25 protein-coding genes and 2 pseudogenes are annotated in these 22892 nt (G+C 32.6%); 8 read left to right on the top strand and 19 right to left on the bottom strand.

The features are described from left to right. Positions 1-22: 22 nt before the first annotated feature. The 4 genes from MKO96_RS13920 to MKO96_RS13905 form a co-directional block, all read right to left on the bottom strand. Complete coding sequence (locus MKO96_RS13920; RefSeq protein WP_240587776.1) at positions 23-799, bottom strand: GNAT family N-acetyltransferase; 777 nt, start codon at positions 797-799, stop codon at positions 23-25. A gap of 43 nt (positions 800-842) precedes the next feature. Continuing rightward, positions 843-1406: a GNAT family N-acetyltransferase gene (locus tag MKO96_RS13915; protein ID WP_240587775.1), complete on the bottom strand. Its 564-nt coding sequence runs from the start codon at positions 1404-1406 to the stop codon at positions 843-845. A 144-nt stretch (positions 1407-1550) separates the two neighbouring features. Further along, positions 1551-3053: a class I adenylate-forming enzyme family protein gene (locus tag MKO96_RS13910; RefSeq protein ID WP_139326462.1), complete on the bottom strand. Its 1503-nt coding sequence runs from the start codon at positions 3051-3053 to the stop codon at positions 1551-1553. Positions 3054-3186: 133 nt separating this feature from the next. Beyond that, positions 3187-3720, bottom strand: a complete 534-nt coding sequence (locus MKO96_RS13905) for an NAD(P)H-dependent oxidoreductase (RefSeq protein WP_240587774.1) — start codon at positions 3718-3720, stop codon at positions 3187-3189. 124 nt (positions 3721-3844) lie between these two features. Between MKO96_RS13905 and MKO96_RS13900 the strand changes: the two genes are divergently transcribed. Further along, entirely contained in the window at positions 3845-4168 is a 324-nt protein-coding gene (locus tag MKO96_RS13900; RefSeq protein ID WP_001072996.1) for a winged helix-turn-helix transcriptional regulator, read from the top strand. 247 nt (positions 4169-4415) lie between these two features. Here the strand turns inward: MKO96_RS13900 and MKO96_RS13895 are convergent, their stop codons facing one another. The 4 genes from MKO96_RS13895 to MKO96_RS13880 form a co-directional block, all read right to left on the bottom strand. Then, the gene (locus tag MKO96_RS13895) at positions 4416-4679 is read right to left on the bottom strand and encodes an ArsR/SmtB family transcription factor (RefSeq protein ID WP_048546570.1); all 264 of its coding nucleotides are present in this window, start codon (positions 4677-4679) and stop codon (positions 4416-4418) included. 175 nt (positions 4680-4854) lie between these two features. Then, entirely contained in the window at positions 4855-6204 is a 1350-nt protein-coding gene (locus tag MKO96_RS13890; protein ID WP_276314175.1) for an anti-sigma factor domain-containing protein, read from the bottom strand. Next, on the bottom strand, positions 6197-6919 hold the full coding sequence (gene sigI, locus MKO96_RS13885) for an RNA polymerase sigma factor SigI (protein WP_087981345.1): 723 nt from the start codon (positions 6917-6919) through the stop codon (positions 6197-6199). Before sigI ends, MKO96_RS13890 begins: the two co-directional genes overlap by 8 nt. Positions 6920-6939: 20 nt before the next feature. Next, on the bottom strand, positions 6940-7206 hold the full coding sequence (locus MKO96_RS13880) for a hypothetical protein (RefSeq protein ID WP_087981346.1): 267 nt from the start codon (positions 7204-7206) through the stop codon (positions 6940-6942). Positions 7207-7421: 215 nt separating this feature from the next. Between MKO96_RS13880 and MKO96_RS13875 the strand changes: the two genes are divergently transcribed. Further along, complete coding sequence (locus MKO96_RS13875) at positions 7422-7628, top strand: hypothetical protein (protein WP_000834521.1); 207 nt, start codon at positions 7422-7424, stop codon at positions 7626-7628. Positions 7629-7696: 68 nt separating this feature from the next. On the opposite strand, the pseudogene MKO96_RS13870 reads toward MKO96_RS13875, so the two are convergent. Continuing rightward, a pseudogene (locus MKO96_RS13870) lies at positions 7697-7973 on the bottom strand (hypothetical protein). 558 nt (positions 7974-8531) lie between these two features. Between MKO96_RS13870 and MKO96_RS13865 the strand changes: the two are divergent. Then, positions 8532-8828 (top strand): hypothetical protein, encoded by a 297-nt coding sequence (locus tag MKO96_RS13865; protein ID WP_240587772.1) that lies wholly within the window; start codon positions 8532-8534, stop codon positions 8826-8828. An 835-nt stretch (positions 8829-9663) separates the two neighbouring features. On the opposite strand, the gene MKO96_RS13860 is transcribed toward MKO96_RS13865, so the two are convergent. Then, positions 9664-10407 (bottom strand): M15 family metallopeptidase, encoded by a 744-nt coding sequence (locus tag MKO96_RS13860; RefSeq protein ID WP_240587917.1) that lies wholly within the window; start codon positions 10405-10407, stop codon positions 9664-9666. A 244-nt stretch (positions 10408-10651) separates the two neighbouring features. On the opposite strand from MKO96_RS13860, the gene MKO96_RS13855 reads away from it, so the two are divergent. After that, entirely contained in the window at positions 10652-10906 is a 255-nt protein-coding gene (locus MKO96_RS13855; RefSeq protein ID WP_240587771.1) for a SunI/YnzG family protein, read from the top strand. Positions 10907-11302: 396 nt separating this feature from the next. Here MKO96_RS13855 and MKO96_RS13850 read toward each other — a convergent pair whose 3' ends face one another. The 4 genes from MKO96_RS13850 to MKO96_RS13835 form a co-directional block, all read right to left on the bottom strand. Further along, complete coding sequence (locus MKO96_RS13850) at positions 11303-11626, bottom strand: hypothetical protein (protein WP_240587770.1); 324 nt, start codon at positions 11624-11626, stop codon at positions 11303-11305. Between the two features lie 65 nt (positions 11627-11691). Continuing rightward, positions 11692-12237 carry a hypothetical protein gene (locus tag MKO96_RS13845; protein ID WP_240587769.1) on the bottom strand — a complete coding sequence of 182 codons (546 nt, stop codon included), beginning with the start codon at positions 12235-12237 and terminating at the stop codon, positions 11692-11694. 14 nt (positions 12238-12251) lie between these two features. Next, complete coding sequence (locus MKO96_RS13840) at positions 12252-14414, bottom strand: colicin E3/pyocin S6 family cytotoxin (RefSeq protein ID WP_240587768.1); 2163 nt, start codon at positions 14412-14414, stop codon at positions 12252-12254. A gap of 244 nt (positions 14415-14658) precedes the next feature. Then, on the bottom strand, positions 14659-15084 hold the full coding sequence (locus tag MKO96_RS13835; protein WP_240587767.1) for a DUF4879 domain-containing protein: 426 nt from the start codon (positions 15082-15084) through the stop codon (positions 14659-14661). Between the two features lie 290 nt (positions 15085-15374). Here MKO96_RS13835 and MKO96_RS13830 point away from each other — a divergent pair. The 4 genes and pseudogenes from MKO96_RS13830 to MKO96_RS13815 form a co-directional block, all read left to right on the top strand. Next, a pseudogene (locus tag MKO96_RS13830) lies at positions 15375-16280 on the top strand (tetratricopeptide repeat protein); the annotation flags it as partial. Beyond that, positions 16277-16417: a hypothetical protein gene (locus tag MKO96_RS13825; protein ID WP_240587766.1), complete on the top strand. Its 141-nt coding sequence runs from the start codon at positions 16277-16279 to the stop codon at positions 16415-16417. The pseudogene MKO96_RS13830 and the gene MKO96_RS13825, both read left to right, overlap by 4 nt. 417 nt (positions 16418-16834) lie before the next feature. Further along, positions 16835-17326, top strand: a complete 492-nt coding sequence (locus tag MKO96_RS13820; RefSeq protein ID WP_142307837.1) for a hypothetical protein — start codon at positions 16835-16837, stop codon at positions 17324-17326. Positions 17327-17453: 127 nt separating this feature from the next. Beyond that, on the top strand, positions 17454-18386 hold the full coding sequence (locus MKO96_RS13815) for a hypothetical protein (RefSeq protein WP_240587765.1): 933 nt from the start codon (positions 17454-17456) through the stop codon (positions 18384-18386). 42 nt (positions 18387-18428) lie between these two features. On the opposite strand, the gene MKO96_RS29380 is transcribed toward MKO96_RS13815, so the two are convergent. The 5 genes from MKO96_RS29380 to MKO96_RS13795 all read right to left on the bottom strand — a co-directional run bounded on the left by MKO96_RS29380 (position 18429) and on the right by MKO96_RS13795 (position 22813). Next, the gene (locus MKO96_RS29380; protein ID WP_276314174.1) at positions 18429-18557 is read right to left on the bottom strand and encodes a hypothetical protein; all 129 of its coding nucleotides are present in this window, start codon (positions 18555-18557) and stop codon (positions 18429-18431) included. 348 nt (positions 18558-18905) lie between these two features. Continuing rightward, positions 18906-19556: a hypothetical protein gene (locus tag MKO96_RS13810; RefSeq protein ID WP_240587764.1), complete on the bottom strand. Its 651-nt coding sequence runs from the start codon at positions 19554-19556 to the stop codon at positions 18906-18908. A 12-nt stretch (positions 19557-19568) separates the two neighbouring features. Further along, the gene (cysE, locus tag MKO96_RS13805; RefSeq protein ID WP_240587763.1) at positions 19569-20237 is read right to left on the bottom strand and encodes a serine O-acetyltransferase; all 669 of its coding nucleotides are present in this window, start codon (positions 20235-20237) and stop codon (positions 19569-19571) included. 175 nt (positions 20238-20412) lie between these two features. Further along, a complete protein-coding gene (locus MKO96_RS13800; protein WP_240587762.1) occupies positions 20413-21567 on the bottom strand; it encodes an MFS transporter in 1155 nt (384 codons plus the stop codon). A gap of 1 nt (position 21568) precedes the next feature. After that, positions 21569-22813, bottom strand: coding sequence for an ATP-grasp domain-containing protein (locus MKO96_RS13795; protein ID WP_240587761.1), 1245 nt, complete (start codon positions 22811-22813; stop codon positions 21569-21571). Positions 22814-22892: the final 79 nt, after the last annotated feature.

The raw sequence follows: 22892 nt of genomic DNA, 5'->3' as shown, positions 1-22892 counted from the left end.
TTGGCAAAATGCCAGGCTTTTTCTAATTTTTTGTAAAGTTTTTACAATAAAGCTCTAGCTCCGTTTTCAACGAACAATTATTTCTCCAAAATATTCTCTGCATCTTTTCATTTGAAGTATGTGTGCCTCCGATATAATAAGTAGCCCCCATTTCCTTTAACATATGTAAAGATTGAAGATGCAGTTGGGAAGCAATTCCTTTCCCGCGATAATCAGACATTACCCCGAAATAAAATAACCGTCCTTCACTTTCTGTTCCAGTTTCTATATGCGGTATGGACATACCAATCGGCTCATTTTTATCATAAAAAACAATACATGACTTTTCCCAGCCCTTACCTAACTCTGTTTGCACGGAATAAAAATGCTCATCGATAGTTAAAATTGAAGTTTGATTCCCTGAACCCGACATACATTGTTCCCAAATATATTTAAATTCTTTTTCCGATAACGTTCCTTCTGCTATTGATCGATATGTATATTGTCTTTCAAGCTCCTCTATATTGTTCAATTCTCTACATACTTCTATCTTTGCGGCATATAAAGAAAAACCTGCATGAAGTAACACTCTCACACTTGAGTTATAACTACTAAACCTTTTGTTTAATACAATACTCGCTCTTTTTAATTCCCAGTTAAAACAAACTTCTTCAAATCTACTTATCTTTTCTTTATACGCTTGTACGTTATACAAAACATCTTCTTCTGTTTCTTCAATTGTTACTGCATTTGGTAAGCCATTTAATACTTTTTTGGAAGGGCCGAATAAGTTTTTGATGACTGTAAGATCGTACTTCACCACTGCACCTCCAATCTACAATTTCTATCCGTAATAACCACTCTCATATATCCATCTCCTTATTTTTAAAATAAATAAGAAAATCCATCCACTTACCATTCTCTAATGAAAACGCCTCTCTCTTGCATTCAAAAGAAAAACCTGCTCTTTCCGCAAGACGAACGGATGGCTCATTATCAACACGTATATGTAATTCAATTCTATGAAAATGAAGACTGTTAAAGAATAACGATAGCGCAGCTTTCACACTTTCCATGCCATATCCATTTTTCCAGTATTGATTATGTATGGAATACCCCATCATCGCCCATTGATAATCCATACGTAAAATTTTTATCAGCTCTAGCTTTCCAATATTAGCTCCGTCTTCTTTACGAAAAATACCTAATACATACATCTCATCTCGATGTGCTGCTTCATCAAATCCTCTAATCCATTCCGTGAACCATTCTTTTGTTGATAATGCCATAACTTGATAACCATCGTCATATTTATACTGCGATGGTAACCTCTTATGAAATCCATCGAACCAACTTTCATAATCATCATTTTGGAACGGACGAATCATAAGTCTCTCTGTCTCTATTTGTAATAGCGGCAGCTTCATTTATATCTCTTCCTTTAATTAATGATTGAATATTCTTTATTATCTTACAAGAAATACAAAATCTAGTAAATTATTATGTTCTTTACAAGCAAAAATCCAGTCATGCTCACTGCATAACTGGATTCCTCATCATCTAATCGCTTATTATTTTACAAGTACATCTTCCCTTAATTCCCTCTTCAACACTTTCCCTAAAGCATTTTTCGGTAATTTGTCCATAAATACAACTTCCGGTATTTTATAACTTGCTAGTTTTTCTTTACAATGCTGTATAATTTCTTCTTCTGTTAAAGACGTTTGCATATCTTTTACAATGTACGCTGTCGGAACCTCGCCCCAAAAGTCATCCGGAACCCCAACTACTGCAACTTCTAAAACACCATGTATTTCATGAATAACATCTTCTACTTGATCTGGATATACGTTGTCACCACCGCGTATGATAACGTCTTTATATCTTCCCATAATATGTAGGAATCCGTCGTCATCTATCATGCCAGCATCGCCCATGTTAAACCAGTTATCTTTCACTACCTTCTTTGTCGCCTTTTCATTATTCCAATAACCTTTAAACATGTATGGGCTTCTTACATGAATCTCGCCAACTTCATTTATTCTTAGTTCATCACCTGTTTCTGGATGAACAATTTTCAGCTCTACATGTTTCAAAGTTTTCCCTACAGAAGACATTTTTTCTTTTCCCATCATTGGATGCCATGAAGTTACAACCCAACCTTCTGTACTCCCATATCCTTGCACCATATATATTCCTTTTTCCATATATTTTTGAATGAGTGTTTCTGGCACTTTTGTACCACCACTCTGTGCTACTTTAAAAGTTGAAATGTTACGTTCTTTTTTATTTAGCTCATCAAGCATGTAGCTATAAACAGCTGGGAACGCCAGCATCGTAGTAATCTTCTCTTCTTCAACCTTATCCCAAATAAGGGTAGGGTTTGAATCAGCTAAAAAGATCATCGTAACACCATGATAAATGCAATTTAAAATAGAAAGCACCCCACTCATATGAAATAATGGATGCACGGATAAAAAGCGTTCACCCGCTGGAAATTCTCTTTGTCCTGCAATCTCAGCAAAATAATGATGTAAGTTTTTATGTCCAATCACACATGCTTTTGCCTGTCCAGTCGTTCCTGAAGTAAATAAGTAAATCGCATCATCATCTTCATGAACTTCTACGTTCGGTTCTGTACTTGGCTGTTCTTGTAATGTTAATTCAAATGAACCAAAACCTTCTTCTGTCGTTTCAATTACATAAGGAATTTCTTTAATAGCATCAATCTTTAATAAAACTTCATGAAATTCTTCATCAATAACTAACACTTTTAATTTTGCTTCTTTTACAATCGTTTCTAATTCATAAGCAGTAAGCTGATGATTTAGCGGAATACATACAGCTCCAATTTTCAAACTCGCCATCATAACACTTGGAAACGGATGATTATTTTTGCATAGTATTCCAATCCGATCCCCTCTTTGTACACCGTTATGTAACAAATTGTGTGCAAGCTGATTTACTCGTTCGTTATACTGCTGAAACGAATACCTTTTCTCTCCCCCTACAAGCGCTTCCAAATTTGGTGATTGCATTGCTCTTTTTTGTAATAATTTTTGCATCGTTCTCAAGTAAAACTCCCCTTTATATATGTTAGATTTTTTATTTTACCAGATTAACTATTAATTTACTAAAGATTACACTTAGTGAATATAAATCCAATAAAAATAGCCATTTACTTAACAAGTAAATGGCTATTTCCTCTTATATATTAGAATACTCCTTATTCATCACATATCGGACATACTCAGGTGCACTTTTATCAATCTCTTCATCACTTAATTTATATTCGGCACCGTATAAATAAAATGAAGGTATAAATTTCATGTCTGTATATAAGCATGTAGCTTGAAATGGTTTCGTTAACTCATCCATCGTAATTCCGCTATTGTTATAGTCTTTTTCTAATCCACCTATAGAAATTGCCAAACCAAATTCTTTCCCCTTCACTTTATCCCCGTTTGATCCGTAAGCAAATCCATATGTTAATACATCGTCAAACCATTTTTTCAATAATGGTGGTGAGCTGTACCAGTAGAGGGGGAATTGAAATATATATCGGTCGTGTTCTACTAACAGCCTTTGTTCCTCTTCCACATTAAACTCCCAATTCGGTGCCACTTTATATAATTCATGCACCGTAATTTCATCTGAATATTTCTCAAGTTCTTCAATCCATCTTTTATTAATTTTTGATTTTTCAATATCAGGATGTGCTACAATTACAAGTGTTTTCATCCGTTTCCATCCCCTTTATAAATTAATCAATCCTTTACGTATTAGTATGAATGAGTCACATATAATTGAAAAGTACGTACTTTAAAGTACTATAGGAACCTTAAAGTACCTGTGGAGGTGTTATATGAATCAAAATGAAGACTGCCCAATTGCAACGACACTCGATGTAATCGGCGGGAAATGGAAAGTTCATATTTTATGTGTTTTGATGGATGGAAAAATGCGAACAAATGAAATCCGACGAGAAATCCCAAACATTACGCAAAAAGTTCTTACACAACAACTTCGGCAACTTGAAGCTGATGGGATTATCCATCGTACTGTATATCAAGAAGTACCACCAAAGGTTGAGTACACAATAAGCGAATACGGGAAATCTTTAATGCAAATTATGGATGAACTATGCGAATGGGGAAAAGATCATCAAATCAAAAGATTACATGACTAAAAAAATCACCAAATTCTTTACATACTAGTGGGAACGGCACATCACTATCAAGCTAACAAAGAGACCCTAATAAGAAAACTTTCAATTTTATAGTCCCTTTAAAATTTAGCTTGATAGTGATACGGCAAGACCCAAATAAAGAAGTGTATGAAACAAATTAAAAACAACTACAGATACAACTAATGTTAATAAGAAAATTATAGTCTCTGAATGGCTTACTTCATTTTGAAGTCTAAACAGTCACCCTTTAAGCCAAGCTTAATAATATCGCTTTTGTACGATTATCCGTTACTTCATAATAAATTTCTAACCCTTTCCGAGTACCTGTAACAACCTTTGTAGCTTTTAGTTTAGATAAATGTTGACTAATTGTACTTTGAGGCATTTGTAATGTTTCATACATTGTCGTTACGTTAATAGGGCCTTTTGCAAGCATTATTTTTACTAATGATAAACGGACAGGATGTGCTAATACCTTTAATACTTCAGTGATTTCTTCATACATTTTCATATTTTTTCTCTCCTTTTATATAACTATTAATGATATCCATATATATAATTCGAAAGGATATACGATTTTATGTCCGTCATTTTAAAAAAATATTAAAAAATCTCTTCCGACAGAGGGAATCCTCCCAATTCTATAGATTTTTCTTTCACTCTATATTATGTGATAGGAACTTTCCTTACTGAGACCCTCTTCCGTTGTTCCCTTGATCATTTCCATTATTCCCTTGCGATCCTCTTCCGTTGTTTCCTTGACCATTCCCATTATTTCCTTGCGATTCTCTTCCGTTGTTCCCTTGCTGATTTCCACTATTCCCCTGCGATCCTCTTCCGTTGTTTCCTTGACCATTCCCGTTATTCCCTTGCGATCCTCTTCCATTGTTCCCTTGACCATTTCCATTATTCCCTTGCGATTCTCTTCCGTTGTTTCCTTGCTGATTTCCATTATTCCCTTGAGACCCTCTGCCGTTGTTCTCTTGCTGGTGCCCATTATTCCCTTGCGATTCTCTTCCGTTGTTTCCTTGCTGATTTCCACTATTCCCTTGCGATTCTCTTCCGTTGTTTCCTTGCTGATTTCCACTATTCCCTTGCGATCCTCTTCCGTTGTTCTCTTGCTGGTGCCCATTATTCCCTTGTGATCCTCTTCCGTTGTTCTCTTGCTGGTGCCCATTATTCCCTTGAGACCCTCTGCCGTTGTTCTCCTGCTGATTCCTATTATTTTCCTTTATTTGCTTCGGTTGTTGTTCCTTAGATTGCTCTTGTTCTATATACTCTTTCTTCTCGTTGCTTTCTTCTTTTACAGGAGATACGTCCGATGATGCATCAGAAGACGACTTTTGTTGTTCTTGATTAGACGGCGTTTCAGATGGAACAAGCAATTTTTTCTTCTCATTCTCTTGTTTTATATAAACGCCCGTTCCAACTCCTGCTTTCTCAGCATCTTCCCGCATTTGCATCGTACTGCTTTGATATTCGACTGTAACATGTTTTATCTCATATTCTTTCTTTAATTCCTGCATAGCCTTTTCCAACTGTGGTTCTAGCGACTTGTCCTTTGCAATAGCCGTTAGCATGACTTGCTTATCATTGGTTAAGTACTTATCCTCTTGACTCTGCTTTATAATAATACGTATTACGTCTTGCAGATGTTTATTTTCCCACCTGTTCATTTCTTGTAAAATACGCCTTCCATCATCATTACAAGCCCGCAAATCTATAACACGAAGATCCTCCGTTACGCTCGCCTCTATACTTGGATTTATATCAACTGAGACATAAGCAAATACTTTTTCTTCTGGTTGATTATAGAAAAACAGCAATACGCATAGAAAACCAGCAACAATTACTGTTGTAGGCTTTAAGAAAGGTGGTATGGAAAAACGCGGCGCTCTTTGTTCTTGTTTGTTAAACGAGATTTCCTCTCCTATCATGTATGGGTGCGCTTTTCTTTTAAATGTAATAAACTCTCCATTTGGAGTTAAAACAACTACGTTATGCTTTTTTATATCCATCACAATTCCTTTATTCATCATGCTTTTCCCCTCTTATATAATCAAGAATGTATGTATAGTTGTTTGCAAAAATAATACACATTGCAATAATGTATTTTCTATGTCGTTCCAACGTTTTACGACTTACCCTAACAAGTGGTTCAATATGTTTTAGGGGTAATTTTTTCTTTCGGAACAACTCTTCCATCATTTCCTCTTCTTTTATAATAATCTTCACAATTTCTATTAGATGTTCACGCGTATCACGATGCTTAGGAGATTCTTTAGCAAGCTCTGAAAATGTGATTTTAAACTCAGCTAACACACTTTGAAAATGAAGAATTTCCTCCTTGCGGTTACTATTTTCCATCTCTTTCATATACTCCGTAAGCGACACTTGCATTTCTAACATTTCCTCTTGCTCATCTTCTTTTAAAAAGACAAAGTTATGCTTAGACTCCTTGCGTATATAGTCAATTACATCTCTTTTTATAAGAAGGTCAGCAAACGCTAGAAAAGATTTCCCTTTTTTATATGAATACTGTTCAATTGCTTCGTTAAACGCAAACAGTCCAATACTATATTCATCATCCTGTTCTGTAATATATCGGCGACAGACAGACGATATTGATTTTTTAATAAAAGGCTGATACTGTACGATAAATGCTTCCTTATCTCCTCCATTGTTTTGTATGTCACATACGATATCTTCTATTTTCGGTTTTCTTAGGATCTTCATTACTAAACTCAACACTAGTAATCTCCCAGCCTCCTTCAAATAGCAAAAAGGCCACTAAACAAGTGACCATTCAACCACATTTTGTTAGTACTTTTCTTTTGGTTTGTCCTCTTGCTGTTGCTCATATTTTTCGAGGCCGATTTTTTTATATGACTATTTTTTCCACTTGTACTAAAGTGACGTCTGTATTTTGTACTGCTTTCTTGTTTTCTTTTGCAATGCCACTTGCTCTTTTCTATTTTAGCTGCAATCTTTGAATAACTCTTCGCTATATTTTTGGTAATTTTAGCTTTTTCTTTCATTTATTCTCTTCTACTTATATATATTCGAAAGAACAAATAATTTTATGGGGGTCAAAAAATTTTTTTTATAAAATAGTTATTTTTTCAAAAATAAAAACCATCAATTGGAAGAAACTCGTTATAACTCCTCCTTATGGTAATTCCTTTGTAAACCTTTTTATTTAAATGTATAATTGTATCAAAAGTCTAAAATTTCAGAATCGGAGGACGGCGTCATGAAAAGTTTTGGTACGTTAGTAATCTCTACCGTCATTTCAGCAGGCTTAGTGTATTATAATATCGATTCCTTTTATAATAAATTTACATCCGGGAATACATATTACTGGGTAAACGGTATTCTAGCTGCTGGATTCCTTATATCCTTAATTATCAACATAAAAGATATCATCAAGAAAAACTACACAACTTCTGAATCAAATTAAGGAGCCTATTATGGTTCCTTTTTCTATGCAAAATAAAAAAACAGCTGTTAAGCTACTTTGAATTCTTCTTATCCCCAAATGAAATGATATATATTCTCCCGTTACACGTTCATTAATTCCAGCGATCATAGCGAATCTCATTAAGTCCGCCCCTTGAAGAAAATACACCGAGATCGTAACTGGTACTTGTGACCACATGAATTGATAAAGCTCATTCACTCTCTGATTCGTCGAAACGATTAAATCATTTACAGGTCCATGATTCCATGCAGAGGTTTGAACCGAAGTGAACGGAAGGTCTTTCCCATTAACCACTATTCTTACCACACTTTGAGTTATGTCCATAACAATCCCATCCACCATTACAGAATTTAGACCTGTTTCTATACTCATATTCTTGATTAATAATAAATGTTTAAGGCAAACCCCTATTTTCATTTCTACTCAAGAACAATTTATTTAATAAAATAAAAAAGCAGCGCATTCGCTACTTTAAAATGTCCATTTTGTTCAAATTCACGTTTAATGTGTACTAATTTATGTTTTTTCTTCTAAATAGACCAACGATATATTATAATCCTCTATATACCCAAGGAGGTTTACCATGCTTAATTTTCATAAAACATTCCCCATCTTAGGATTCTTTTGGTTTTTATACGGTTTCATTGGCCTCATCTTTTTATTACTATTCCTTAGCGTGTCGTAACAGCGCTTATAAATATATGTTTAATGTATAATTTCTATATAACAAAGAAAAAAGCATCCATGTCCCATTGTTATTCCTCGCTTTCTATTAAAAGGATTATTTTGTTAAAAAATTGATTCTTCTTTATAACCTCTATCTTTTTCTTTTATTTCCCATTAAAATTGAGTAAAACTATTTTGAAAACATAGGAGAAAGCTATGAAGCATAACCTCAATCTATGGTCCTTTATATGCTCTTTGATTTGCGTTGGACTATTCCGTTTATATTTTGAAATTCCACTTGAATTATTCAATTTTTTCACGGATTCATTACACATTCACCCTTTATTTATATTACTAGTTTTAACAATAGGAACTTTTTTTTCTGGCATTATAGGATTTTCTAAGATGAATAATTGGATTGCGATGCTTAGGAGTGTAGCAACAGTCTTACTAACATTGTTATTATCAGTGTTTTTAACACTAACTTTGATTGTGGGTTATGCATTAAGTTAAACGTAGTTTTTTATGAGTAAAACTCAATATTCCGTCAATAATATAGATGACATTAGATTTTTCTCCTTGTTCCCCCTTGGAGATGAGCAGTTAGTTTTTGCTAACTGCTCTTATATTTATAACAAAGATAAGATTCTTTAGAATGATTCTTCTTTATTTTTCAATATAAGGAGCCTTGGATTTTCATTAAAACTCCTGTAGTATATGAACAAAGAGTAAGGTAAGAGTTACTCTTTGCCATTTTAGGAAAGGTTCTGTTGGAAACAGCGGAACCTTTTTTCGTGATTTAAAGGTACTAAGACAAAAATGAAATATTTACCATGAAGGTAGTTGTTAAATATTTTACGCTTATACAGTATAATGGGATAGTTATTGTGTATTGGCATTAAGAGGAGCATCCTGATTAAGCGCTTCTCTTTTTTTATAAAATAGCTCCAAATTACTTGGACACATTTACCAGTTTATTCAACACAAATATCATGTTAAAATCCCTTGTGAATACGACATAACTCAACTTGGTGAAGCTCTGTAATATTTTCTGTAGGGCTTCTTTTTTTACAAGCAGTTATTTCATTAAGCTGACTACCTTGTTGTGCAAAATAACGATTTTGTTCACTTTTTTGATACATTTATAAAACATTCATATGTTATCTTCAGTAAGTTCTATTTCCTTTATAATATTGTGTGAAGTATACCAACGAACGAAGCCTAAAAAACTCTAATGAAGTGATGAAAAAAACCTAATTTCTCTACAAAACATTGAGAAATTAGGTTTTTTAATAGAAAAAGTAGCATTCACAAACAATGAATACAGTTTAACTCTTCAATTCTATTTTCACAGATTCATATATTCTTCTAAAGTCAGTTTTTCCTTATATATATTTTCAGCAATATCTCCTACATAGCGAATATGCCAAGGTTCATATGCATAACCCGTAATACTTTCTTTCCCCTTAGGATAACGAATGATAAACCCTGCACGATGCGCGTTTTCTTTCAGCCATTTTCCCTCCTTCGTATTCGCAAAGGATAGCTCTAGTTCATTGTTCGCACTTTTAGAAGAAACATCCATCGTTAACCCTGTTTGATGTTCGCTATGCCCCGGCTTTGCAGAGAAGCGATCCGTATGCTCTTGCCCTTTCTTTTTAACATTGTTGGCATACAGACCTTTTTGATACTCATAGGAACGAAATCCTGAAACAGCATTCAACTGGATCCCATCTTGCTTAGCTAAAAGGAATAGTTTTTCTAATGCTTCCGCTGCTTCTTTACGAAGATGACTCTTTTCTACCGTTCCACTAAATGAGAACGGTACATTTGGTACAACTAAATCCTCTGGTATATAGTCTTCGGGTAAACCATATTCCTTATTTACTACAGCCTGTACACTAGCAAAAGAACTTGCTATCTTATTTGAGGTCCCATTTTGCTTACTATTTTTTTCTTTATTTATGGAGTTTTCACTAGTTTCATGGTTTGTCTTATATGGTTCTTTACCAATAGATATATTGGTGTAAATGATAAAGGTACCTAACATTACTACTATACAAGTTAAGGTTCCTACTAATTTAAGTCTCATCATTCATTTCCTTCCTGCAACTCCTACTGTTACTCATTCATCATACTTCAACCATATCAAATCCATATTAATTCCCTGTGAACTTTTCTTCATAACGTATTCCTTAATAGATTGATAGTATATCTTCCCTTTCTTTTAGCACCCTTAAAATATCAGCTCTATTCATACATGTAGAAAAATAATCTAAAAATTTATATAATAAGATAAAAAGTGTATTATTCAATTATAGAAAGGTCTTGGTATAATGCTAGGTATTGATGTCAAAAAAACAAAAGAAGAGTTAATTATTTCATGGCAATTTGCCGAGATCACGATTCCATTACGTGATGTGATTGAGGTTACCGAAGATGCTACCTATGCGGGTGTTGAAGAACCAAGTGCAATCCGTATCGGAACAGCATATGGGACAACTGATCGTATATTAATTAGAACTGTAAAACAAAATTATGTATTATTTACTACAAACAAAGTGTCGATTTTAAAAACTATTCTTGCTTAAATATGGTCATATAAATCGACTCAAACAAAGTTCGAATAAAGCAAAGGAGAGAAGTCATAGAAATTTCCTTATTTTATTAAATTCATTAATATAGCTGATAACACTTTTGAATTCTGCAAAACGAAAATCATTATCTTGGTCACTTTTTTCTATATTTGAGGGTAACATGTAATTGATGCTGCAGAAATTGGGATGCAAAATTGCATCTTTAATTCAGATATATTGATGTATAATGAAGGTGAACTGTTCAACATTTTTCTTTTAAGTTAGTATGTCAAAACCTAACTACCTAAAGAACTCAGGTAAACGTATGTTATGTCATTTTAAGAAATACAAAAGGCGCCCTTGTAAGGGCGCCTTTTGTATTTCTTAAAATATATTCTAATATTTTATGTTTTAGAGTTCCTCTATTTGAATCGTAAAATGTGGTTTAAATTTCACTTCAATTGTTTTGTCTCCTACGCCACCTTGGACATACAATGAATCATTGCAGGTATAGATTCGTTTAGCCGAATCCATATTGGCTTTAAATATACAATTATTTTCATAAAATATTTTTAATTCAACAGTTTCCTCGTAATAACACATAATCATTACTAATTCAAATCCCAGTTTGTCTATTTTATTATATCTATATGCACCTGCACCAGGAATAAAATAATCTTCTGGTTCACTCTCGAAAATTTCCAATAATTCGTATTCATCATATTTAATATTCAACTTGAGTATTCCTAACTTATTTTATAGGTAGCGTATTTATAGTTTCCTATATGAAGCAGTGACTATTATTCTGGACATAAATCAAGCACATCATGAAACATAGCATATTCTACAGTCACCTGAGGGCCAAAAATTGTTACCCCCTCTGGGAATTTGAAATCTATTAAAACCTCATTTACTTCTGCATAGGATAGTTGTTTGTAATTCTTCGATGTTAAAGATTGAATAACTTGTTGGTCAAATTCCAATTGTTGACTCGTATAGGGCTGTGTGTCATATCCATCTAAAGTGGACATGAGTGACGTATCGCCAGGGCAGTCAACTGTAAATTCATATTGTAAGTAAAATACAGGTGCCAATTTTGAAATTAATAAAGTACTGCTGTAGTCAATATTTAAATTCTCTTTTTTATATGCTTTAAAATCGAATACATATTTTTCTGCTGGCCAAATATCATCAATGTTGACAGGTGTTGTTTGAATGTGTGCATTATGAGTAAATACAGTTAATTCTTTAGGTAATTCAATTTTATTTTCACATCTAAGTAAATATTCATTTACAGCTCCATTTACATAAAAATGTTGTATTGCTTTTCTTACTAATTCATTCATAAATGAATCCTTTCTTAACCCATTTTCAAATCATGTCCCCCAGATTTGTCCGCAGGTTTTGTTGAGTTTAAATTAAAGTCTACTTCTCCCTGATGTTTCCCTTTTTTATTAAGTACTTCAAATCTACCATGTTGTGTATCTAAAGCATAAAGATTATTTGATTTTGAATCAACATATACGTCCCTTTTATTAACTCTGCTCAGCTTAGAGTCTTTTTTCCAACCATTTTGCTCTGCAATACCTTTTGAGGCTATTTTTATTTCAGCAGCTTTTTCATTTATATTTAGTTTTGCGATTTTTTTATCAAAGGCTGCTACATCGAAAGTACCATTCGCTCCTGTTTTTGTTACATTACCGAGATTCTTAGCATTTTTCTCAAGATCGGACAGTTTACCAAATGTACGGCCAATTACTTTTGTTGTACCAGCAGTAACTCCAGATAGAGTTCCCCATACAAATTCGCTTGGACCATATTTTTCATGAGTAAACATATCTTCGCCCGTAAAGAGTTGGATACCTTGTTTTACTTCTCCGATTCCAGGAGAAATATCAAGCATGAATGAAGTTTGTTCAGCTGAACGTTTTTGTTCTTCCAAATACTCCTGCATCTTTTCAGGTGGCACACCAAAATCACGTAAAGTGTCTTTTAGTCCATCCATATTCCCCATTTTTTTTGCGGCTGCTGGTATATCAATTTTGTAACTTGCAATTTTATTAGCAGTACCTAAAAGATTATTCGTCGCGTCGATACCTGACATAATATCTGTGTGAAGCGTTGGGAAAGCTTGTTGTGCTTCTTTAATATGCGTAGAAACACTTCTTGTTAAATCTTCGGCCATTAATGCTTGCTTATGTAGCGACTTAGCTGCCGTATCAACTGACTTAGCAAATTTATCTACACTTTTATTAAAAGTGTGTAAATCTTTAGCCATTGATTTGTATGCAGGTATTCTACCCTTAAAATCTTCACGCCAATCTTTAATCTCTGTTGCAGTATCTTTTAATCCGTCAGCTTGTTTTCGGAGCTCTTCTTGTGGTAAGGAATTTATGAATTTTTCTATGGGTTCAATATATGCTTCTCCTACTTCTACTGGAAAACCATTATACATGTTAAGTGACGCTGCAATTACATCCATGTATTCTGCACTGTATTCTGCTAATTGTTTTTTTGTTTCTGGTAACAGATTTTTAGCAGCCTGTACATTGTTAATAATATCGCCAGAATCCTTATTAGCTTTATCTAAAACCATAATACTATCTTTTAATAGCATGAATTTATGGATTTTACTAAAATCATTTTCCATCATTTGCAGATTCGTGAGGATTGACTGATATTTTACTTGAACATTTGGATCAGCTTCCTTTGCGTTTATGTTATCAACAAAGCTCTTAATGTGTGATCCTTTTAATGTTGTTAGGAATTGATTCATGCTGTGTGCCAATTCACTTGATTCGAGAACAGCCGTATCAATATTTTTCGCTTGATTGGCATCAGCTAATCGTTTTGAGTGTATTTGAATTAATTCTAGACCGAATTTTAAATCGTCTACACCTTGACTAATCTCGTCCATTTTATCCGATAAAGATTGGTCAAAAACAACTACAAATAGTTTCTTTACAACGTATGTCTTACCGTTATAATTTACTCTAAACCATAAGGGACCATCTTCCCCCACTACTTCAAGAGTTTCATCGTCTCCAATTTGAATAGGATTATATCCTCTTAAAACTGTTCTTGAACCGTATATGTTATGATCAAAAGATTTTATTTTCACCCATCCTTTGACCATTTTTCCTGTTCTGTCGAATTGAAACTTTTTACCTTTGTAGGTTACATCACCTTTTTGAATTGCCCCTTCGTCATTTGCGAAGTACCAATGCGTTGCCTGCGGAAACCATCCTTTTTGGGCGGCACCAGTTGTTCTATCAAAGTAATAGTCCTTCCCGTCAATGGTATTCCATCCCACTGATAGATTTCCATTTTTATCGAAGAGATACGTTTCATCTCCCAATCGTAATAGCCCAGTACGTTTCACGCCTGGTTTATCATAATAATATTTCTTTTCTCCTTCTACAACCCAGCCAGTCGTATTACCTGTCTCGGCAAATGCATATGAGGGTGCAACTGCAGAAATTAGTAAAAATAATGATAAGAGCAATGTTGCAAGCTTCTTCATATATATCAACTCCTCTTCTATTAATCACAAAGAATTATTATATTCCTATAAAAAAATATTAATAGCGTATATGCAAAATTGCATATGTGGATAAGTATCGATTTTATTTTCATGAAGGCATTGATGGCTATTGACATAAAAATAAGAGCCATTCTCTTAAGGAAGGCTCTTATCTCTCATATAAATGGATTCAATTTTATAAATTGAATCTCACTTGTCATACTCCTACAACTTTATAGACAACTTATTTGATATAGATTGAAGTTCGCATTGTATTAAATGGAGCGTTAATAGATGTTTTTTGGTATTCAAATGTTCCTTGCTGATGCCCAGAAGCATCCCACTTATAATACCAACCAACAATTGGTTTTCCACCAATTATAGTAGAGCCAATACTTTTCACATTAAAACCATCCATTCTCGCAAATGGATTTTGACCATATCCCATTTCCTTTGTAGTAATATATAAGTATTTCCCCCCGTGATCACGTGTTGTGCTAAAACTGTTTGGATTGATCGTTTCTACTCCACCTTGCTCAGACTCTACTTGTACGACATTTAGTGAAGTAAGTGGTGCTGCAGGTCCGGCAGAAGCTTCTGTTGCCATTCCTAATCCGAAAAACGCAGTGATTGCTAAAGATGAAATACCAAGTGCTGCTTTTTTAAACATAAAAACATTCCCTTCCATCTATTGTTTTCTCTTTCACTGCAAATATAATCCTATTACCTTTATATGTATATAGTTTGAAACTGTAGAAAAATTAATAAGAATATTCTATCTTATATTTCTGCAGTTATTCGACATCAAATTACTTATTTACATGGTAAAACAAAATCTCTATTAAAAACCCCTTAATTATCGCTATCATTAACTTCTCAACTAAAAATAGCCCTTTAACTTAGACTATCTGTGAATTGTAAACCTAAAAATCTAATAAGCTTCCACTTTAGTAGAGATAAATTATTGATAGTTTAAGTATTGGAAAAGATAGTTTTGATAAGGTTGAATCATTAGAGGTGCCTGCAGATCAGTTTTTATCGTACTACTACCATTTCTTTAAAGCTATTCATTCAAATATTACAGGTAATTTTACAAGTGCAAAAGAACATTACAACAAAGCTGAGGAACTATTAAACCATATTCCGGATGAAGTTGAACATGCAGAATTTTATTTCAAACTATCCACTTTCCATTATCATATCTACAAGCCATTGGCGGCTATCAAAGAAGCTACTAAGGCAAAAGAGATTTTTAAAAAACATGCAGGATATGACACTACTATTGCGTTATGTGATAATTTAATTGGTTTGGCTTGTACGCACTTAAAACAATTTGAGGAAGCTGAAGAACACTTTATTACAGCTATTAATACATTTAAAAAATCAGGTGAAGAAAAATTTATTACGTTTGTTCGTCACAACTTAGGATTAATGTATGCTGGCCAAAATTTATCTGAATTAGCAATACGCTACTTATCTGAAGTAATACATGAACTCCCTAAAGATTATAAAGCAATCTTTATTAAGGCTAGAGAGCATATGAAAATAGGAGATTTAGAGGAAACTTCTAACCTTATAGATAAAGGATTAGAAGTTTGTAGAGAACTTAAAAATGAAGAGTACGAACACCACTTTTTAATTTTAGAAAAATTAAATCAAAAAGTAACTGCTGACGAATTAGAAAAGACAATTAAAACAGGAATCTCTTATTTTGAGAGAGAAAACCTACATGAGTACGTACAAGAATACGCTAAAAAATTAGCGGTTTTATTCCATCAAGAAAATAACAGTTCAAAAGCAAGTGACTATTTTTATCTTAGCCATCAAGCCGAAGAAAAAAACTTTGAGAAGGAGGCTTTAAAATGAGAAAAGTAATTTTTAGCTTAATTGGGATTACAGCTGCATTCACATTTATATTAAATTCTAGCCACGTAACGGATACACAAAAGGCGCTTAGCGAGGATAAAATTGTACAATATGCTCACGGTCATACTGGCGGATGATAAATAAACAAAGGTCTTCACTTCATTGTGAGGACTTTTATTTTTTATAAGAATCCCTATATGCTTCTTTGTGAAAAAACGCATTAAGCATCATTGTTTCGTTCTTACTATATTTTATCTTTCATTTCTTCTATTACTCCTTATTACCGAAGAATTACTCTTCTTTGTTTCCCTATGTTCCTATGGAATCCATTTAATGATGGGGTTATACACGAAAGAAAAGATAATCTTTTTTATTATTAATAATTATAAGAGAGTAATAGTTAACAAAAAAATATATCCTTTCCAAAACTGAATAAACCAATGTTTTCCATCACATCATAATATTCCACTTACAGGAAAAATATTCCAAAAATTATTAATAGATTGTATTATGTAATAGAACCTATTACTACTTTAAAAGGAGATGGAGAAATTATGAAAAATGTATTAAGAAAATTAAGAGTATCCTCACTTGCTCTAACATTAGGCGTTGTTTCGTTTGGTGTAATATCACCAAATGCGAGTGCGGAAGAGTTAGTGTATCGTGTTGGAGACACTATCTATGATAACCGTGAGGTAGAAGACAAAACAACGATACAAGAGAGTTTGAATCCTTTAGAGAATGCTCCAGGTCTAGCGGCAAAACCTACTGTTAATTCAAAAGTATCAAGATATTTAGTCCCACCACTTATAAGTGCAACAGCAACATCCTCGGCTACATTGAAACAAAATAAAATTGTAGCTAAAGCAAGAGCATATAACGATCTAGGTGGGCTTATGGGGACAAAAACAGATTCTACTAATAATTCAACTTATGCAGGTGCAACAGTAAGTACAGGTATTAAATATATTTCTAGAGCTATTGGTAATCATACGTATGAAAAATCCGGATATGTAACTGTTAACCATGAAACAAAAACTTCATAAAACAACTAACTTATGTGACATAAAAATATAATATTAATTCATAAATAAAAAAAGGTTGATCTAATATTCAAGTGTACAATGATTATTAGATTAATCTTTTTATACTGATGAATAGTAAGGAGCGATTATGAAAAAGAGTTGGATTCTATTTATTTTAGTTTTTATATGTATTATTTCTATTATTGTTTTTGCTGTTCTTAATAATAAAGAAAATTCAAATTCAAATGAAACATCTACTGAAGAGCAACTCACAAAAGGATCTAATCGCTTGGGGTATGGAATGATGGGGAAAGAAAATAAAATAATAGATAACGGGAGTGTATTAAAAGATATATCCGACGGGAAAATTGACTCAAAGATTACTTTTAAAAATTATATTGACAAAGATCGGAAATATAAAATCCTTGTAATGAATAATTTTCAACAAGTTCCATTTGAAGCAAATAAAAACAAAGATGAAAGTCATACTTTTCTTGCTAAAGCTAATACAACTGTAGATACAAACATTTCCAACAAAGTAGATGACAATATAAATGAAGTGGCATATTTAATCATTAAAGATCCAGATCTCTTGGTAGAAAAATTAGATTTAGATAAAGCAGGAGCAGTGCAGCAAGTATTACCTTTGCGGTATAGTTTAGAAAATAAAACACCTCCTTATTATCAGTACGAGAGTATTGCACCCTTAAAAACAAGCGATAAACAACCAATTGATAATGTTTTTATTAGCGAAACAGAAGATGAATTAATTGCTTTGATGTCTGCAAAAAGTGGGCAAGAGGTTTATTTAACTGTAGGAAATCCCACTGATGAGGCTATGGATTATGCCTTAGTATCCTTTTTAGATTGGGAACAAGTACCACTGATTAATGAAGAATTAGTGCTGTATGTAACTGTTAACCCTAATGAGAAAAAAGTATTTCAATTAAAATTACCAGAGTCAGACAAAAAGAAAAATTATCAAGTGCTAGCATTTCCGTTTCCATATAAAACAAGTTATGAAAATTTTGAATCACATTCAGTTGAAGGGACTTTTAGAACTGTAATTCAACCAAAATGAAATAGGGGTACTTGGCATAGCTACCCCTATTTCATATATTTTTTATTTTCCATTATCATTTTCATCATCTATAGAAATTGTCAAAGAATTCAATGTCGTAGTATTTTCTGGATTTATAATTATTGTCTCCCTACCTATTAATTCAACCATTTTACGATAATCTTTTTCCATTTTATATTTTCTCTCCCATCCTTGGATCGTATCAATTCTGTATTTTTCATTTTTAAAACAATAGAAGAAAAAATTTTGAGAAGAAGACTTTAAAATGAAAAAAGTAATTTTTAGCATAATTGGGATTACAGCTGCATTTACATTCATATTTTAATTTAGCATGTAACCGATACTCAAAAAGTACTTAGCAAGGATACAATTGTACAATATGTTCACGATCATACTGGTGGCTGATAAATAAACAAAAGCCCTCACGTTAATTAATGTAAGGACTTTTGTTTATTTATCTAGTGCTCTATAGACCTATCGAACCAAAAGAACCAGTTATTATAAAAAATATTTTATGATCTATAAGGTACTTTCCGTTACTCTTTCCATTATTTTTGCTAATTCATTGTTTTTACTTATCGCAAAATTCATTCCACTAATTCTAATTTTATAAGATTGAAGATCATTAATTGAGTTTTTGTTTAGATTTTCATAACTGGAATCCACATTAATATTAAATGAAATTGGAAAAACATTTAAACTGGATTCCATGTTATCTATTACAAAAATAACATGATAGCTATAGCTAGTTTTGTAAGATAATTTTTCATGATAAAAAACATACGAATTTTTTTCTTGATTAGCAAGATTTAAAAATACGTTTGAAATTACACTTTCTAGCTTAGATTGTAATAAAAAATCATCTTCAAACATCTCACAATTACTTTTAACGATATCCACGATATTATTTATTGCACAGGTAGTATTAATCTCATTATATTCTACCCTTTGGTTAATCGTATTTAAAATATTTCCTCCCGGAATTTCAGTAATTAAATCCTTTAATTGGTCGAACTCAAGATTAAGCGTTTGCAGGCTTAATGATTTTTGTAGATGTTGAGTTATATTAAGAGCCTGATTCAAATGAACTTGTGGTAATCTGTATATTTCTAAGAAATTTATAGCATTATACGAAGGAATTTCCAAATTAATAATTCTTTTATTATACATTTTTATATCTCCTCAACTTTCATTTGAAGTGACTAATATTTCAGTCTTTTCTCTTTTCAAAATTTGTATTTCTTTTTTCAAATCTTCTATTTCCATCTTTAAAGATTTATTAGAATCTAAAATTTCTTCCAACAATTTTTGAGGTTGTAAATTATTTGTTCTTTTGCCATTATGAATAACAATCTGTCCTGGCACTCCTACAACTGTCGAATTGCTAGGAACATCTTTCAAAACGACCGCACCGGCCCCTACTTTAGAATATTCACCTATATTGATAGCACCTAATACTTTCGCCCCGCTAGAAATAATGCAATTGTCTCCGATATTCGGATGTCTTTTACCACTTTCTTTGCCTGTACCACCTAGAGTCACGCCTTGAAATAATGTCACATCATTTCCAATTTCACATGTTTCCCCAACAACGACACCAACTCCATGGTCAATAAACAATCTCCTTCCAATTTTAGCACCTGGATGGATTTCTATACCAGTTAAGAATTTAGATAGCTGTGAAATGATTCTAGCTGTTAATAAAAAATTTTTCATCCAAAAAAAATGGCTAATCCGATATAGCCAAATTGCATGTACTCCTGAATAACAAAGGAGTACTTCTATTTTATTTTTCACTGCAGGATCAGAATTTAACACACACATAATGTCTTCATTAATTTTTTTAAACATATATCCCCTTCCTTTAAGAGCACTTTTGGAAGTATGTAATAATCATAATATGAAAACTACTTAGATTATCCATTAAGTAGTTTTCACATTAAACAAATTCAATCAGTAAAATTAAATTATTTATTCTTATTCCCTTTGTAATTGCATATAAGTAATGAAATTACCTTTAGAATAATCAGCAGTTAATTTCATTCTCCTTTTCTGAAGCTATAACATTTTTATTTTGTTCATACTTTATTCCAAATAATAAAAATGCCGCCATTAAAAAAGCTAATATAAATGGGCTCAACCATGTATAAGAAATATTTATTCTTGAAATAAACAATACACACGCTAGAATAGGCAAAGCACAAGCATTTGCTCTAGAAACCATCTGCCCTACCTCTGCACTTGTGTAGTTATTCGCCATAACACTTCTAGTAATGATCCTTAATCCACCAAAACCAAAACCTAAAAATGCTAAAGCAATGCCAAAACCTATAATTCCTAAATTAATGAAATTCCAAATTAATAAACCAATCACTATACTAATACATGACAGTATAATTTTATACATATCTGATGCTATTTTAATAGTTGATAAAAAGATTCCTATTAAAACCATTCCCACACTAATAAAAGCGTCCAAAATTCCAACATCCATCATTTTTCCATTTTGAATACTAACCTGAACCGGAAGCATAAAATTTATTCCACCCAAGACTGGCCAAATTAATGCTAAAGATAAAAAAAGTAAAGGGTTAAACGTTTTTAATTTTACAGTATCAGACTTTACAATCTCTTCCACGGTTCCTTTTTGCAAAAATGCGATGAAACCAAAAACAAAAAATATTACTGAAACCACAACGTAAAAATTACTATACCCTAGTTTATTTATTACAAAAGGAGCACAAATTGGTCCAATCATTAACGCAACCTGATTAACTGTCATAGAAATAGAACTAAACCTAGTTACTTGTAATTCATTATATTTTTTTGCTAAATTAGCAAACCACATTTCCCAACTTGACTCTAGTAGAAAGAAAAAAATCCAAGCAACGAAATTTATCATAACTACACTAGAATTAATTTGATAATAATTCGACAATAATAAACAACAGAAAACGACTCCGATTAATCCTACACCTGTTATTTTTGATCCAGCATACTTATTTAAAGCTTTTTTTGCAAATATAGGTACAAATATTGCGGGTACAAAAGAAACTATCGTAGCCATTGCTAATGATGCGAAATTATCATTACCATCAGTCGCTAGTTTCCAGTTTATCGCTAATAAAAGAGCACCGCATATGAATCTATATAAACCTGATAATATAACGTATAAATACATACTAACATTCCTCTACTTCAAAAATTTCTTCAGATAATACTTTTGTCATCTCTAATGGTTTATCAGTTTTTGTTTCGAATAAATTTTGCCATGTATACTCCACGGTTCCTTCTCTTGAAAGACAGAAGATAGGGTCAGCTGATACTTTTCCAACATGGGCTTGTATTTCCAATGAATGTACTTCTTCAGGTAAATTATCAGTATTTTTAATTTCTTTAATAATACCTGATGGTGCCTTTAAGAATGCTATAGCTGCACTTTGAGTTGGCTCCAATTTTTCAATATGCATAAATGGATTTTCGTTTAAATAGCAACTAACATGTAGACTGTATGGATTAATTCCGTATGCTCTTTCAATTTGATCCATAATCCCATCGCCCCCTGGTCTTGCAGCAGCTTCAATTACCCAAAATTCATTATCCTTTATTTTAATTTCTACATGGGCTAATCCAAATTCAATATCTAAAGCCCTACAAGCTTCACATGCTAGCTCACGTAATTCCTCATCATTTACTCTATGACTAGGAACCAAATGGGCCATTTCTGAGAACCAAGGCTCTGGTGATAAATACTTTTCGGTGACAGTTAATACCTGGTACTGTTTATCAAAACAAACTACCTCTACAGAAACTTCATCTCTACTATCTATATATTTTTCAACTAAATATTTATCTCCTTCTACCCCAAATATTTCACCATATTCCTCTAAAACTTTTTGTGATTCTTTAAATGCCTGAATTGCTTCATTCTCAGTACGCGCTAAATACACCCCTGCACTTCCTCCAAAATCATAAGGTTTAATGACAACAGGAAGTCCTAAATCATTTACAGCCAATTGCAACTCACTTTCATCTTGAATTAAGTGGAAAGGAGCGGTATTTACGCTATGCTCGAAAAACGACTTTTTCATCGCGAATTTATTCCTTGCTAAATTTACTGTATTTGAATTTAAATGTCTTAAACCCAATTGCTGATTCACTTCGTTAGCTGCCTTCAAAGTCCAATCATTCAAAGGAACAATTACTCTAGGTGTCCAGCCTTTTTCTTTATATTCATTTATAACCTTTAACAATTTCATAGAATCTTGCGGATCTGCTTCAATACAATTATCAAAATATCTATTATATTTAGTCTTAGCATTTGAATCAGCTGTCCAAACGGGTAAATGACTTATAGACTTAGCCCCAGCTAGTGAACGTTCTCTTAAAAATTGGTCTGCTCCTAATAATAAAATATACTCTTTCATCATTAACACCCCTATTATTTAAGTAATTTTTTCGTCATTACTCATACATGGTTTATTATCTTTACAAATAAAATCCTTT

It is taken from the genome of Bacillus sp. ES1-5 (assembly GCF_022487605.1).
Classification (GTDB): Bacteria; Bacillota; Bacilli; order Bacillales; family Bacillaceae_G; genus Bacillus_A; species Bacillus_A wiedmannii.
The sequence above is the reverse complement of the archived record's forward strand: the minus strand, read 5'-3'. Positions and strand labels throughout refer to the sequence as shown.